Raw genomic sequence first — 14,703 nt, 5'->3', positions numbered from 1 at the left:
TTTAAAAGTGTGATCTATATAACTTTTATTATCTCACTTAATTGTCGTAAGGCACTTCACTGAGCATCCAAATCTGTAAGGTTTGCGATACATTGGGGCAAGTACCAAACAAAATCTGATATTTAGGTTTAAATGGTTCGCCGATATAGGTTGTACGGATCAACTCTCCTGTTTTAACATCCACTTGAGTGCTCACCCTGCCTTTGAAGTTTTGAAATATGACAAACTGCTCACTGTGGTAAACCATTTGCTCTCGGTAAAACAAGAAATGATCTTGGGGTGTCTCCGTTAACTCACACTCCAGTGGTTTCAAATTAGGTATCGCACTAACATTAGATGCGATGAACAATGCTGACAAAATCCATCCGTATCGCATATGGCTGCCCTATTCTGCACTCTTTTTCAAAGTATAGGTCTTGCCTTGAGGACAGATACAAAAAAGGCTTTGATCATCTCTAATCAAAGCCCCTTATTTCTGCAGGTTAATTGTCGTGTTTAGTCGTCCGCCTCAAACACAACGTTATAATTTTCGGTGTATGTACAATTCGGCTGACGGCTACAAGTAAAGAAACGTCTCCCTTTGAACTCACCTTGGCTTGCGGTTTTAATGATCATCGGACTGCCGCATTTTTTGCAAAAGCGCACTTCTTTATCAGGCTCAATCAAATCTATATGTGCCGCAAGCAAACGACGTAATCGCCCAACTTGATAACTGTGCTTTACAGAAGCGCCGATTAAAGGCAGGTTGGCCGTCTTACAAACATGAATCAGTAACTTTTGTCTTTCTACCTTGCCCTTGCTTAACTCTTGCCCGTTATCCAATTCAACGATCACACGCGGCTCTAGCGTCCTAGGATCACAAATAACGTAATCAAAATAACTTCGAGATATGCGATTGTTCGCGACAAAAAACTGCTTCTTATTTTTGATTTCTTTTGGCGTAACCAAACTGGACATGTTTACTTTCGCGAATACCACCGCATGTTCACCTACCGCTGCCCTCAACGCATTATAGAATGCGCTCTCTTGCCCCCTGAGTAACGGTCCTTTCGAGCGATAAGGATAATCACGCGTGTCGTCGTGCTTAATCACGTACTTTTGAATAACAAAGAAGAATAAAACCAGAAGAACAACAATGATAAAAATGTTGGTCATAAATAAAGTGCATCCAAAACAACTCGTTGCTCAAAGCGTAAATGGAAATGCTATGCAGAGCAACAAAACCTCGCAATTTTGAGGAGCCACGACGATAGCGAGAAACAGAAAATTTTGCTCCCCAATAAAAAAGAGCCAATCACACACTCTGATTGGCTCGTTTAAATTTTGTTAGTACATTATGATGCTAAGAATCAACTATTAGCGTCTGGCTGGTTCTCTGGCATCGCATCAATAAAAGCAGGCAATTGATTGCATGACTGCACAACAGCGTTAATGGTTGGGTAAAGAGAAGTATCTACACCAAAGCGTTGTGCGTTATAAAATTGTGGTACCAGACAAATATCGACAATAGATGGCGAGCTTGTCAGGCTAAACTTACAATCACCATTTAGTTTACGATGCTTCTGAAGTTTCTCTTCTAATGCCGTAAAACCTTTGTGGATCCAGTGATGAATCCAAGCGACTTTGCGCTCTGGCTCGCAAGCTAACTCCCCCTCTAAATACTGTAGAACTCTTAAGTTATTCAGGGGATGAATCTCCATTGCAATATCCTGAGCCAAAGCTAGCGCTTGGTATCGAAGCGGCGTTTGCTCGGGGATCACAGTGACATCCGGATAGTGTTCTTCTAAGTATTGAATGATGGTCAGTGACTGGGTTAACTGAACCTCCCCATCCACCAGCACAGGAACCAGTTCAGAAGCGTTTAACTCATGGTACTCGTCACTGTGTTGTTCGCCACCATTGCGCACCAAGTGTACCGATTTTGAATCATACGATAACTCTTTAAGATTCAAACAAATACGCACACGATACGCCGCCGATGATCGCCAGTATCCGTATAAAATCATGCCATCGCTCATATCATCTCCCAACTGGCGCTCTTAATGCTTGAGATATTGGCTAACTTGTTGGTCAATCGAACCGAATATGTTGTTGCCATCCGCATCGAACATTTCCAATCTGATTGAATCTCCAAACGACATGAAGTTAGTCGACGGTTTACCATCACGAATGGTTTCAATCATGCGAACTTCCGCGATACATGAATAACCAACACCACCCTCCTCAATCGAAGTGCCATGTTCGGTGCCTTGCTTATTAGATACCGTACCTGAGCCAATAATCGCCCCAGCGGATAGCGGGCGCGTTTTAGTCGCATGAACAATTAAGTCTGCAAAATCAAACGTCATATCGATACCTGCATTCGGGCGACCAAACGGCTTGTGGTTGTAGGTCGAGACCAATGGTAAATGCACTTTGTTTTCGTACCACGCATCGCCTAGTTCGTCAGGTGTTACTGCCACAGGAGAAAACGCAGAAGAAGGTTTAGATTGGAAAAAACCAAACCCTTTAGCTAATTCTGCGGGAATTAGGCCACGCAGTGAGACATCATTCACCAGCATGATCAAACGAATAGACTCCTGAGCCTCTGCAACACTCGCGCCCATTGGTACGTCACCAGTTACCACAGCAACTTCGCCTTCGAAATCAATACCCCATTCATCGCTGGCAAACTCGATGTTGTCACAAGGACCAATAAAGGCATCAGAGCCTCCTTGGTACATCAACGGATCCGTCCAAAAACTTTCAGGCATTTCAGCGCCGCGAGCTTTTCGAACCAACTCAACGTGGTTTACGTAAGCACTGCCATCAGCCCACTGATAAGCGCGAGGAAGCGGCGACTCACAGTAGTGCGCTTCAAACTCTTCATACCCTGCAACCGTGCCATTGTTCAGTGCAACGTATAGCTCTTCCAGTTGCGGTGCTAGCGTATCCCAGTTATCAAGTGCCACCTGCATCGTCGGTGCTAAGTTCATGGGGTGGAAAATTTCTGTCGCAGGTACGCAGCGCGTTAAGTCTTTGCTCACGACCATCAACAAACCGTCACGAGTGCCATTTTTCTTGGTTGCTAATTTCATCCTTGCCTCTTACTTCTCTTGCCAGCTATAGACGTATTCTTTGTTTTCTACTTTTTCCAGCTCATCCGAAAACTGAAGTGCGTGACGCGTATCGATCATGACCGCTACTTCGTCGGTAAAAGTCTTCTTGTGCTCTCGCCCTGCTTTGAATGCTTTCGGATGAGGGCCATGTGTAAACCCTGCTGGATGGAATGTCACCATACCCGCTTCAATGTTGTCACGACTAAAGAAGTCACCTGCATGGTAGAACAAGACTTCGTCATAATCGTCATTGTTGTGATAGAACGGTACTTTGAGCGCTCCGGGATCACTTTCAATCGGACGAGGAACAAAGGTGCACACCACAAATCCTGCTCCTACAAATGTAGTATGTGCAGAAGGCGGTAAGTGGTAACGATGTGACATAAGTGGACGAATATCACGCCAGTTCACTTTTACTACCGCCAAATCACCATGCCAGCCAATCGCATCCAACGGGTTGAATGGGTAAGTGATAACACTGACTTTATCGTGGCGTTTCACCTGAACCTGTGTTTGATTCTCAGAATATTGATCACGGAACTGATCGTTGATCGACGGCGTTTCCAAAACCGCCGGATCAAACACCGCGTGGTTTCCAACCATGCCTTTTTCGGGCAATGTATAAGCCGCATCGGTGTTTTCGATCATCAGAATGAACATCGGCTCGCTTGGCTCTAAACGCCAGCTCGTTGAGCGCGGGATCATGACATAATCCCCTTCGCTCACTTTCAAATGACCATAATCACAATATAGATCTGCCGTACCTTGGTGGATGAACAGCAGTTCGTCGCCATCAGCGTTTCTCACCAAGAAGTCCATTTTTTCATCCATACGCCAAACACGAACTTTACAATTCGCGTTGTGTAATAGATGCGGGACTGCCCAAGGGGTAATATGGCTGGCTTTCTCGACTAGATTAAAATCGAACGCTCTTGGACGTAGCTCGCCCTCCCACTCAGACCACCCCGTTGGGGCATGTTGATGATGAAAATGTGTTGCGGGGCCGAAGAAGCCACTTCGACCTGCCTCACGTTCATAAATTGCCTCTTCCGGGAAGTCAGCATGCGCTTGTTTAGAGCACACTCCCTCCCGGTGAGGGAATGTGATCCATTTATGCATCGCTCAATACTCCTCGGCGAATTTGGTCTTCTTCTATCGATTCAAACAACGCTTTGAAGTTACCCTCGCCAAAGCCTTCATTGCCTTTACGTTGGATGATTTCGAAGAACACAGGGCCGATAACGGTTTGAGTAAAGATTTGTAGCAAGATGCCATCTTTCGTTGGCGCACCATCAATAAGAATCTGCAAATCACGAAGCTTACTTACATCTTCACCATGACCTTCAACACGCTGATCGACTTTCTCGTAGTAAGTATCTGGCGTTGGCATAAAGTCCATGCCTCGCTCACGCAATGTTTTGACCGTTTCGTAGATGTCGTCTGTGGTCAATGCGATGTGTTGAATGCCTTCGCCATTGTATTCACGGATAAACTCTTCAATCTGTGATTTATCATCTGACGACTCATTGATAGGAATTCGGATTTTGCCGCAAGGTGCGGTCATCGCGCGGCTTACAAGACCAGTCAGCTTACCTTCGATATCGAAATAACGAATTTCGCGGAAGTTACCAATGCGCTCATAGAAACCAGACCAGACATCCATGTTGCCTTGCTTAACGTTGTGCGTTAAGTGATCGATTTCGTAAAGACCAACATTCGCTTTTGATAAACGCTCATCAGCATCATCATAAAAACGAAAATCGACATCATAAATGCTCTGCTTTCCATAACGGTCGACAAAATAAAGCAAGCTTTCACCAATGCCATAAATAGCAGGAATGCTTAGCTCCATCGGCCCAATTTCCGTTTTATATTCTTTACCGCCATTCTCTAACGCATGCGCCAGAGCAACGGTCGCGTCTTTCACACGAAATGCCATGCCACAAACCGACGGACCGTGAACTTTGGCAAATCCCTCAGCTTGGCTATGCGGCTGCGCATTCACAATAAAGCTAATGTCACCTTGTCGATATAACCACGCTTCTTTTGAGCGATGCTTTGCAATTTCCGCAAAACCTAACGATATAAACAGATCTTTAAGCTGTTGAATGCCTTTGTTGTCAGCAGCGGTATATTCAACAAACTCAAATCCGTCTGTTCCTAGTGGGTTATATGCATCAACCATGACTTTCTCCTTGTCTCAGTAGCTTTTGTTTGGACTTATTTTTCTAACTTGGCGCAGGTCTTGAGAAATTGGAATACGTGGGGAGAAATCTTTACCTTGGCGATTTTTACGCATAATTGTAAAATATATGTTACACACAGAAAACCCATCGAACCCACTTTCGTAAACATCAAATAAACTGCTTATTTTCAATACATTAGATTGATATTTTCGGCTTTACGCCAAGATATAAAATGTAAATAAGTTGTTACTTTGGCATTTTATCTTGGCAACGTAACTCAAAAAGTAAAAGGGGATGGAAAATCTATTGCACCCTATCTCTATCCGATTTATTCATTTGCTCCTGCAAAACATCAAAAGTAATGTTTCGTGACGCTTCATACAGTTCGAAAGGCTCATCGGTCAGAATCGTGTCATGGATACCCCTTTATTGATTCACCTCAGTTTTATTCAAAAGTAACTGTGCCATAAGTGGTGCTCTGTTCCCTATCGAGCCCTAGCCACAGTGCTTCACGCTCGATCAGAAAAAGAGACATCTAATGACACACATCAATCAAGAACGCCTAGTTGAACACTTTTGCCAACTAGTACGTATCGACAGCGAATCAAAAAACGAAAAACAAATTACAGAAACACTGGCAGAACAGCTAGGCGAGCTAGGCTTTACCGTGCACAAGCTTCCAGTGCCTGAGCACATTTCTAACGGTTTTAACTTGTACGCCCGTTTAGACGGCAAAAAAGACGGCTCTATCCTAATGAGCTGTCATATGGATACGGTCACTCCAGGTATTGGCATTGAGCCAATCATCGAAGACGGCATTATCCGTTCAAAAGGCAATACGATTCTTGGTGGCGATGATAAATCTGGTATTGCTGCCATCATGGAAGCCGTTCGTTGTATTCAAGCGGAAAACCGTGAGCACAAAACGTTAGAACTTGCTTTCACCGTGTATGAAGAAGGCGGTTTATTCGGTTCACAATACTTCGATATGTCACACGTCACTTCAACGGAAGCAATCGTGTTAGATACGGGTGGTCCTATTGGCACTATTGTGACCGCAGCCCCAGGCCAGCAAAAAATCGTGGCAACAATCAAAGGTCGACCAGCACATGCAGGGCTTGCGCCAGAAGAAGGCATCAGTGCGATCATGGTGGCGGCAGATGCCATCAACCAAATGAAGCTGCTTCGCATCGACGAAGAAACGACAGCCAACATCGGTGTAGTGAATGGCGGTCAGGCCACAAACATTGTCATGCCTGAATTAAAAATCGTGGCAGAAGCACGCTCCCTGAATGGTGATAAACTAGATGCTCAGGTCAATCATATGATCTCAACATTAGAGTCTGTCTGTGAAAAACACGGTGCAGAAGTCGAAATTGAATCTAGCCGAGCCTACGACGCTTTTGTTATTGAAGAAAACCACCCACACGTAAACGCTATACAAGCAGCGTTTGCAGAGTTGGGAATTGAGGCTTTCACAAAAGGCACTGGCGGCGGTAGCGATGCTAACAATTTTAACAAGAAAGGTCTCACAACGGTCAATCTTTCAACTGGCATGGCAAAAGTACACACGACAGAAGAGTTTATCGCGGTAAGTGATATGGTCAAAATCACTGAGTTCGTAAAACATTTCCTAGTCAGTTAACGTCGTACCTTTTGAAGAGCAGACGAACTACCCTCCCCCTTTAGCGCGCGCTTGAAGGGGATTTTTTATTTGCGCGAAACAAAGCCTACCCCGTAATGCAGACTTAGCACCAGCTCCATATCAATCCCCCCAGCTCACTTTTTGAGACCAAATAGCCCAACATTTGGCACCCTGTTACAACATTGTTAAAACTCGATTGTGTAGACAATTTATACAATATACATTTCTAGCATCTTTCAGGATGAAAAGAGTGAGACAAGGATGAAATTACCTAAGTTGCTTTTATTAGCGTCGATGATGAGTCCAATACTGGCAACATCAAGCTATGCCGCGCCGTATCCCGCAGGTGTGACCCTCGATGAGACACAAGAAATTACGCTAAACAATGGGGCTGAAGTTACTTCTATTGACCCAGCCAAGCAAGCCGCAGAGCCCGCTTTTAATCTCGGTCGAGACCTATTTGAAGGTCTGGTCATTCAAGATAAGCAAGGTAAAACCATTCCTGGTGTTGCTGAGTCTTGGTCAGTCAATGACAACAATACGGTTTATACCTTCCACTTACGTGATGCAAAATGGTCAAATGGCGAAACGGTCACTGCACAAGATTTTGTCTACAGCTGGCAACGCTTACTGAATCCAAGCACTGCTTCGCCGTACGCTTGGTTTGCGGCCATTCCAAATATCGAAAACTCACAAGCCATTATGAAGGGCGAAGCCGAACCCGAGTCTTTGGGCGTGAAGGCGCTGGATGAAAAAACATTCCAGGTAACACTCGAAGAGCCGATTCCCTTCTTTACGAAACTATTAAGTCATCCAGTGCTTGCCCCCGTTCACAAAGAGACCGTTGAAAAACATGGCAACCGTTGGACCCAGCCAGAACATATCGTTACAAATGGTGCGTTTACTGTCTCTGAATGGAAAGTTAACGAAAAAATGGTGATGGCTAAAAACCCACATTACTGGGACGCAAGCAATGTAGTGCTTGAAAAAGTCACCTGGCTACCGATTGGTGATGCGAATGTAGTGCTAAACCGCTACCTAGCTGGTGAGATAGACCAAGCGGTTTCCATTCCTGCCGCTCAGAAGAAAAAGTTAATTCAACAACGCCCGCAAGAAGTGGCAAGCACCAGTGCGTCTCTTGGCTCCACATTCTATTACCTCAACACTCAACAAGGACCAACAAAAGACGTGCGGGTCCGTAAAGCCCTCTCATATGCCATTGACCGTCAACTGTTAACGAGTGCTATCTTGAGAAACGGTGGGGTTCCAATGTATACCCTTGTGCCACCTCAAACAGATGGTTTTCAATCTCACACTCCTGAGTTCGCAACTTGGAACCGCCATAAACGTATCGAAAAAGCGCAGCAATTACTGTCAGAAGCTGGATACGATAAAAGCAATCCGCTTAAGTTAACGTTTACCGTACCAACTTTCTCGATGGACGTAAAAATGGCAACAACCATTGCAGGCATGTGGAAAAGCCGTTTGGGTGCGCAAGTCACAATAAAACAGCTAGAACCGAAAGTGTTCTACGCACTTAAAGAGCCGACCGACATTACTCGCGGCGGCTGGACGGCCGACTACAATGAAGCCTCTACGTGGTTAGATATCTTTGTTTCTAATGGCGAGTACAACGATTCTCGTTATACCAACCCGCAATACGACGAGTTAATGGCTCGCTCAAAGACCATGAGCAATCCATCAGAACTGTATCTGCAAGCAGAAAGCATGCTGATTGAAGACATGGCCATTATTCCTATTTATCGTCCGGGTAACGATCAATACCTCATCAAGCCTTATGTGGGCTGCTACGAACTGACAAACCCTGAGTCGTCGTACTACCGCAAGAATGTCTATGTGAAAGCCCACTAAAAGCATGTTTTCGGTCTGAGTCGGCAAGTTCAATATTTACTTGTCGTTCCTCATATCTCTCGGTGGAGAAGACAACCTGAGCTCAGACCATTTTTTATTCATAACCGTTCGAAGTGATTTCGGATGACCAAAGGATGATGGATCATGATTTGGTACATTGTTAAGCGATTAGCTATCGCTATCCCCACGCTTCTATTCATCGCACTCGTATCATTTTGGCTGATGCACATTGCACCAGGGGGACCATTTGATATGGAACGGCCTATGCCAGAAGTGGTACGTGCGAATATCGAAGCAAAATTCCATTTGGACCAGCCCTTCCTTACTCAGTTTTTGATTTACATTGGTAATTTCATACAAGGAGATCTCGGTCCGAGCTTCGTTTATCAAGACTTCAGTGTTACACAGCTCGTCGCACAATAATGTCAGTTTCAGCAGTATTAGGCGTACTCTCTTTTTGTATCTCCGTTCCACTTGGCATGTTACTTGGCACCATTGCGGCATTGAACCGAAATAGCCGCCTAGATTACGGCCTGATGACACTTTCGATGACTGGAGTTGTGGTTCCAGCGTTCGTGCTTGCTCCGGTTTTAGTCATGATTTTCGCTATTCAGCTTGGCTGGTTCCCTGCTGGTGGTTGGGAAGGAGGAAAACTGGCTTTTCTTGTTCTTCCCGTGCTCAGCCTGGCGATTGGCTCCATTGCGAGTATTGCGCGCGTCATGCGTGGCGCAATGATTGAAACGCTCAACCAACCATACATTCGAACGGCAAAAGCCAAAGGTTTGTCCACAACCTACATTTTATTCCATCACGCTTTGCGACCATCCTTGATTCCCGTCGTTGCGATGCTCGGCCCTGCGTTTGTGTCTGTCGTGACAGGCTCGGTGATTATCGACATTTTCTTTGGTACAGGTGGCATGGGACAACACTTTGTGTCTGGGGCTCTCAACCGCGACTACGGCCTAGTAATGGGCATTACTCTGATTGTCGCTTCACTCACTATCTTCTTTAACCTTGTGGTCGACTTGCTATATACGATTATCGACCCTCGTATACGCGTTTAGGAGTCCGGCATGTTAACGATAAAAAAACTGGATACACAAGCTCTTCAAGATCAAGTCGTCGACAATATTGAAGCCGTCGAAGGTCGCAGTCTTTGGCAAGAAGCATGGACTCGATTTCGTAAAAACAGAGCCGCGATGACATCAGTGTATGTTTTGGCGTTCATTACCTTATGCATCACTTTCGGCCCCTCTCTTGCCGCTTTTGGCCATGATGAAATTGACTGGGAAGTGCTCATCGAACCATACGAGTTAGGGAAACCTTCACTGAACAGTGGCCATTACTTTGGTACTGATGACCTCGGGCAAGATGTCTTTGCTCGCACGATGCAAGGCGGCAGGCTCTCTATTTTGGTGGGTTTTGTTGGAGCCTTAGTCGCCGTTGTTATTGGTACGATTTGGGGAAGTATTTCCGGCTATCTTGGCGGCGTTGTCGATAGCGTAATGATGCGCATTATTGAGGTGCTCGATTCGGTGCCATTTATGTTTATGGTTATCCTGTTTGTTACCTTTTTTGGCAACAACATCTACCTGATTTTTATCGTGATCGGAATGGTATCTTGGCTGGGCATTGCCCGTGTTGTACGTGGTGTCACCTTCGGTCTCAAAAAGCGAGAATTCATCGAAGCCGCACACTCTATTGGGGTTTCTAAATTGACAATTGTCCGACGCCATGTTCTGCCTAATGTGCTTGGTATCGTGATGGTTTATTCCTCCTTAATGGTACCAGGATTCATTATGTTCGAATCGTTTTTAAGCTTCTTAGGGCTTGGTGTTCAACCACCAGACACGAGCTGGGGAATCCTAATCTCCGAAGGCGCAAAAACGATTGACGTTGCATTGTGGATGCTGCTTTTTCCCTCTCTGTTTTTAGTTGCCACCCTCTTTTGTTTTAACTTCATCGGCGATGGCTTGCGTGATGCTCTTGACCCGAAAGACCGATAAGGACAAACCCATGCTATCTATTGAAAACATGAACGTGCGCTTCGATACGCCAGATGGGCAAGTGCAAGCGGTCAGTAATCTCTCCTACTCGATTAAAGCAGGCGAAACTCTTGGGATTGTTGGAGAGTCAGGTTCGGGAAAAAGCCAGTCTGTCTTCGCGTTAATGGGGTTAACCGCGGATAACGGCGCTGTGTCTGGCAGCGCGATGTTCCACGATGATGATTTACTCGCGATGTCGAAAAAGCAGCTCAACCGCATCCGTGCAGAGAAAATCGGAATGATTTTTCAAGATCCGATGACGTCACTCAACCCATTTATGAAAATTGGCAAACAGCTTTGTGAAGTTCTCATGATTCATAAAGGAATGACCCGAAAACAAGCAAAAATTGAATCGATTCACATGTTAGATGCGGTGCGTATTCCCTCTCCCGAAACTCGGATGAACCAATACCCTCACGAGCTATCTGGCGGAATGCGTCAGCGAATCATGATAGCGATGGCGTTGTTGTGTAAGCCCGAGCTGTTAATTGCAGACGAACCAACCACCGCGTTAGATGTAACCGTTCAGGCTCAAATTTTGACGCTATTACGAGACTTACAACAAGAGTTCAATACGGCTATTTTACTGATCACTCACGATATGGGCGTCGTCGCCGAGATGTGTGATCGCGTATTGGTCATGTATGGTGGTCAAAAAATGGAGCAATCAGATACCGAGACATTGTTCACTCAACCTGCGCACCCCTACACTCAAGGCTTGCTAAAGGCGATTCCTTCCATCACTGAAGATATGCCGCGTTTACCAACCATCCCAGGTAACCCACCAAGTGCGTTGATTAACCATCAAGGGTGTCCGTTTAGAGAGCGGTGCGAGCATCGAGAGACGCGTTGCCAATACGAAACCCCACGGTTTTCTCCATTAAACACGAGCCAGTCCATTGCCTGTCACGTTAACGCACCCAGTGTTATCACTCCTATTCAAATAAAAGCTTAAGGAGGCGTTATGAATAAAAAAGAAGTCCTCATGTCTGCTCGTGATTTAAACGTCCACTTTCCTGTTTCGCGTCACCTTATTCCAAGTCGACGTAAAATCGTGAAAGCGGTCAATGGTATCGACTTAGATGTTTATCGAGGTGAAACACTTGGCATTGTGGGGGAATCAGGCTGCGGAAAATCAACGCTTGCACGCGCCTTACTTCGCTTAATTGAACCCACACATGGCGAGTTGACTTGGAAAGGTCAAGACATGCTCGGGTTTAGTAAGAAAGAGCTTTCCTCTCGACGTAGAGAATTTCAGATGGTGTTTCAAGACCCATCCGCTTGTTTGAATCCGAGATTAACCATCTCAGAATGCATCGCCGAACCACTGCTCACCCACGAGCCGCAACTTAAACGGGCGGAGGTAGAAAAGCGTGTCATCGCTATGATGGATAAAGTGGGCCTCTTGGCGAGCCAGCGAAACCGCTATCCACATGAATTTTCCGGAGGTCAATGCCAGCGTGTGGGCATTGCCAGAGCATTAATTCTCAATCCAGATTTGGTCGTGTGTGATGAACCTGTTAGTGCGCTAGATGTCTCCATACAAGCTCAGGTCATCAATCTTCTAGACGATCTTAAACAAGAAATGGGGTTAACACTGGTGATGATTGCGCACGACTTAAGCGTGGTGCGCCATATCAGCGACCGCGTTATGGTGATGTATCTTGGTAAACCTATGGAAGTAGGACGTTACGATAAAGTATTTGATGATGCTCAACACCCCTACACCAAAGCACTGTTATCTGCTGTCCCGATAGCTAATCCGCAATTAGCACGTGACCGTGAAATACAACTATTGCCCGGCGATCTTCCTTCTCCACTTAACCCACCGAGCGGTTGCGTTTTTCGTACTCGATGCCCAGAAGCCACAGAAGTATGCGAGCAACAGAACCCAATAAAAACAGGCTCGGTGCAGCATCATATCTATTGCTCAAATATGACTTTAGGAACCATTTAATGAACAATACTAACTCAGTAAACCAACGCCTTACGTTATTGCGTGAGGCAATGTCCTTTCACAACGTGTCTGCATATATCGTGACCAACAATGACCCACATAACAGCGAATACTCAGCGGATCATTGGTTAGCGCGAAGCTGGATTTCAGGTTTTACCGGCTCAGCAGGCGATGTCGTCATTCCCCAACAAGGTGGTGGCCTGTGGACTGATGGTCGTTACTATATTCAAGCTGAAGAACAGTTACACGGCACAGGACTTGAACTGTTTAAAGCCAAACAACCAGAAACGCCGACAATTGCCAAATGGCTAGCTACCACGCTCCCAGAAAACGGGATTGTAGCGGTTGACGGGCGCGCCATCAGTTACGCTTTTTATCAAGGCCTCAAACATGCCTTTGAAGCGAAAAACATTAAGATCATTCTCGACCTGGATTTACTCGCACCGATTTGGCTTGAAAGACCACCTCGCCCAAGTGCACCCGTATTCGAGCACCCCACCGCTTTTGCTGGCGTTGACACAGAAAATAAGTTAGCGAGAATCCGTTCTTGGTTAACCGAGAACCAAGTAGATAGCTTATTAGTGTCAACGCTAGATGATGTCATGTGGACAATGAATATTCGAGGTGGTGATACGAATTACTGCCCAGTTTCAGAAGCCTATCTAATCGTAGAGCAATCACTTGCGACACTGTTTATTGATAAGGCCAAACTGCCTCAAGACGTTGAAAGAGCGCTGACCGAGCAGAGTGTACACATTCGCCATTACAACTACGTAAGTCAGTATTTGAATCAGCAATGTGAGGGATTATCGCTCGCTTTTAGCCCGACCCACACAGACAGCTTATTGGTGAGTTCGATTGAACGGAATATGAATCTAAAGCCAATGGCTTGCCCTGTAACGGCAATGAAGGCCATAAAAAATGCAACCGAGCTAACTAGCCTAGAACAGGCATTAACAGATGATGGTGTGGCAATCGTAAGGTTTATGAACTGGCTAGAAGAGCAAGTTCCAAGCGGACTCGTTACAGAATTATCTGCTGAGGCACAACTGAATCACTATCGCCGTCAAACCCGACATTATGTAAGTGACAGTTTCCGCACTATTGCAGGCTTCGCAGCTCACGGGGCAAAAATGCATTATGCCGCCGATGAAGAAAGCAATGCAGTAGTCAATGAAAGCAACTTCTTTCTCGTCGATTCTGGTGGCCAATACCTTGGCGGGACAACAGACATCACCCGTACTTTCCACTTCGGGTCACCGACCATTAAGCAGCGCAAAGATTATACCTTGGTGCTCAAAGCGGTCATCCGACTGACTCAGACTCGATTCATGAAAGGCTCTACGGGTGCCAATCTTGATATCATGGCGCGTGGCGTCTTATGGCAACATGGTATTGATTACAAGTGCGGCACTGGACACGGCGTGGGCATTTGCTTGAATGTTCACGAAGGCCCACAAAATTTCTCGCAAAGCCACCACGAGGTTGAGCTAAAACCGGGTATGGTCATTACTAATGAACCAGGCGTTTATCGCGAAGGTGAGTACGGGGTAAGAATAGAGAACATTCTTAAAGTTGTAGAAGTAGAACAAAATGAGTTCGGCACGTTTTACGGTTTTGAGACTATCACTCTTGCTCCAATTGCGACCAACGCCCTTGATTTATCAATGCTAGATCAAGCAGAGCTAGACTGGCTCAATCATTACCATTCACGAGTCTATCAAGCACTTAGCCCTTTTCTTGATACGCAAGATAAAAACTGGCTTCAACGCACAACCCAACTTATTGAGAAATAGGATATCAGCAAGCTTTATAACGTTTTCATTTTCATCTCAAACTCCTTGTTTGCCAGCCTTCGGGCTGGTTTTTTTTATAGAGATAACGGCGTGAAAAACAAAAA

12 protein-coding genes and 1 pseudogene are annotated in these 14,703 nt (G+C 45.5%); 7 read left to right on the top strand and 6 right to left on the bottom strand.

Going from position 1 to position 14,703, the window contains the following annotated elements; translation table 11 throughout:
* Window positions 1-37: 37 nt before the first annotated feature.
* The 6 genes from NB463_RS20720 to hppD form a co-directional block, all read right to left on the bottom strand.
* Entirely contained in the window at window positions 38-376 is a 339-nt protein-coding gene (locus NB463_RS20720; RefSeq protein ID WP_046874875.1) for a hypothetical protein, read from the bottom strand.
* A 119-nt stretch (window positions 377-495) separates the two neighbouring features.
* Window positions 496-1,155 (bottom strand): DUF2726 domain-containing protein, encoded by a 660-nt coding sequence (locus NB463_RS20715; RefSeq protein ID WP_047008692.1) that lies wholly within the window; start codon window positions 1,153-1,155, stop codon window positions 496-498.
* A gap of 194 nt (window positions 1,156-1,349) precedes the next feature.
* A complete protein-coding gene (gene maiA / locus NB463_RS20710; protein ID WP_258432559.1) occupies window positions 1,350-2,018 on the bottom strand; it encodes a maleylacetoacetate isomerase in 669 nt (222 codons plus the stop codon).
* 21 nt (window positions 2,019-2,039) lie between these two features.
* Window positions 2,040-3,077: a fumarylacetoacetate hydrolase family protein gene (locus tag NB463_RS20705; protein ID WP_025766743.1), complete on the bottom strand. Its 1,038-nt coding sequence runs from the start codon at window positions 3,075-3,077 to the stop codon at window positions 2,040-2,042.
* Window positions 3,078-3,086: 9 nt separating this feature from the next.
* A complete protein-coding gene (locus NB463_RS20700; RefSeq protein WP_031780345.1) occupies window positions 3,087-4,217 on the bottom strand; it encodes a homogentisate 1,2-dioxygenase in 1,131 nt (376 codons plus the stop codon).
* A complete protein-coding gene (gene hppD, locus NB463_RS20695) occupies window positions 4,210-5,283 on the bottom strand; it encodes a 4-hydroxyphenylpyruvate dioxygenase (protein WP_005377835.1) in 1,074 nt (357 codons plus the stop codon). The genes NB463_RS20700 and hppD overlap by 8 nt, the downstream gene beginning before the upstream one ends.
* A gap of 539 nt (window positions 5,284-5,822) precedes the next feature.
* Between hppD and NB463_RS20690 the strand changes: the two genes are divergently transcribed.
* The 7 genes and pseudogenes from NB463_RS20690 to NB463_RS20660 all read left to right on the top strand — a co-directional run bounded on the left by NB463_RS20690 (window position 5,823) and on the right by NB463_RS20660 (window position 14,599).
* The gene (locus NB463_RS20690; RefSeq protein ID WP_258432558.1) at window positions 5,823-6,929 is read left to right on the top strand and encodes a M20/M25/M40 family metallo-hydrolase; all 1,107 of its coding nucleotides are present in this window, start codon (window positions 5,823-5,825) and stop codon (window positions 6,927-6,929) included.
* Window positions 6,930-7,190: 261 nt separating this feature from the next.
* Window positions 7,191-8,801: a peptide ABC transporter substrate-binding protein gene (locus tag NB463_RS20685; protein WP_258432557.1), complete on the top strand. Its 1,611-nt coding sequence runs from the start codon at window positions 7,191-7,193 to the stop codon at window positions 8,799-8,801.
* Between the two features lie 144 nt (window positions 8,802-8,945).
* Window positions 8,946-9,865: pseudogene (gene oppB / locus NB463_RS20680) on the top strand (oligopeptide ABC transporter permease OppB).
* A gap of 9 nt (window positions 9,866-9,874) precedes the next feature.
* Window positions 9,875-10,807 (top strand): ABC transporter permease subunit, encoded by a 933-nt coding sequence (locus tag NB463_RS20675; protein WP_258432556.1) that lies wholly within the window; start codon window positions 9,875-9,877, stop codon window positions 10,805-10,807.
* A 10-nt stretch (window positions 10,808-10,817) separates the two neighbouring features.
* The gene (locus tag NB463_RS20670; RefSeq protein WP_258432555.1) at window positions 10,818-11,801 is read left to right on the top strand and encodes an ABC transporter ATP-binding protein; all 984 of its coding nucleotides are present in this window, start codon (window positions 10,818-10,820) and stop codon (window positions 11,799-11,801) included.
* A gap of 9 nt (window positions 11,802-11,810) precedes the next feature.
* Window positions 11,811-12,803, top strand: coding sequence for an ABC transporter ATP-binding protein (locus NB463_RS20665; protein ID WP_258432554.1), 993 nt, complete (start codon window positions 11,811-11,813; stop codon window positions 12,801-12,803).
* Window positions 12,803-14,599, top strand: coding sequence for an aminopeptidase P family protein (locus tag NB463_RS20660; protein ID WP_258432553.1), 1,797 nt, complete (start codon window positions 12,803-12,805; stop codon window positions 14,597-14,599). The genes NB463_RS20665 and NB463_RS20660 overlap by 1 nt, the downstream gene beginning before the upstream one ends.
* The last annotated feature ends 104 nt before the right edge of the window (window positions 14,600-14,703 follow it).

Origin of the sequence: Vibrio sp. RM-41-2B (assembly GCF_024744415.1) — a bacterium.
In the GTDB taxonomy this organism is placed as follows: Bacteria; Pseudomonadota; Gammaproteobacteria; order Enterobacterales; family Vibrionaceae; genus Vibrio; species Vibrio diabolicus.
The sequence above is the reverse complement of the archived record's forward strand: the minus strand, read 5'-3'. Positions and strand labels throughout refer to the sequence as shown.

Bases quoted from the DNA above. Each gene is read 5' to 3' on its own strand.
- NB463_RS20685 (WP_258432557.1), top strand. From the start codon at position 7,191: ATGAAATTACCTAAGTTGCTTTTATTAGCGTCGATGATGAGTCCAATA.
- hppD (WP_005377835.1), bottom strand. From the start codon at position 5,283: ATGGTTGATGCATATAACCCACTAGGAACAGACGGATTTGAGTTTGTT.
- NB463_RS20700 (WP_031780345.1), bottom strand. From the start codon at position 4,217: ATGCATAAATGGATCACATTCCCTCACCGGGAGGGAGTGTGCTCTAAA.
- NB463_RS20705 (WP_025766743.1), bottom strand. From the start codon at position 3,077: ATGAAATTAGCAACCAAGAAAAATGGCACTCGTGACGGTTTGTTGATG.
- NB463_RS20675 (WP_258432556.1), top strand. From the start codon at position 9,875: ATGTTAACGATAAAAAAACTGGATACACAAGCTCTTCAAGATCAAGTC.
- NB463_RS20715 (WP_047008692.1), bottom strand. From the start codon at position 1,155: ATGACCAACATTTTTATCATTGTTGTTCTTCTGGTTTTATTCTTCTTT.
- maiA (WP_258432559.1), bottom strand. From the start codon at position 2,018: ATGAGCGATGGCATGATTTTATACGGATACTGGCGATCATCGGCGGCG.
- NB463_RS20670 (WP_258432555.1), top strand. From the start codon at position 10,818: ATGCTATCTATTGAAAACATGAACGTGCGCTTCGATACGCCAGATGGG.
- NB463_RS20690 (WP_258432558.1), top strand. From the start codon at position 5,823: ATGACACACATCAATCAAGAACGCCTAGTTGAACACTTTTGCCAACTA.
- NB463_RS20665 (WP_258432554.1), top strand. From the start codon at position 11,811: ATGAATAAAAAAGAAGTCCTCATGTCTGCTCGTGATTTAAACGTCCAC.
- NB463_RS20720 (WP_046874875.1), bottom strand. From the start codon at position 376: ATGCGATACGGATGGATTTTGTCAGCATTGTTCATCGCATCTAATGTT.
- NB463_RS20660 (WP_258432553.1), top strand. From the start codon at position 12,803: ATGAACAATACTAACTCAGTAAACCAACGCCTTACGTTATTGCGTGAG.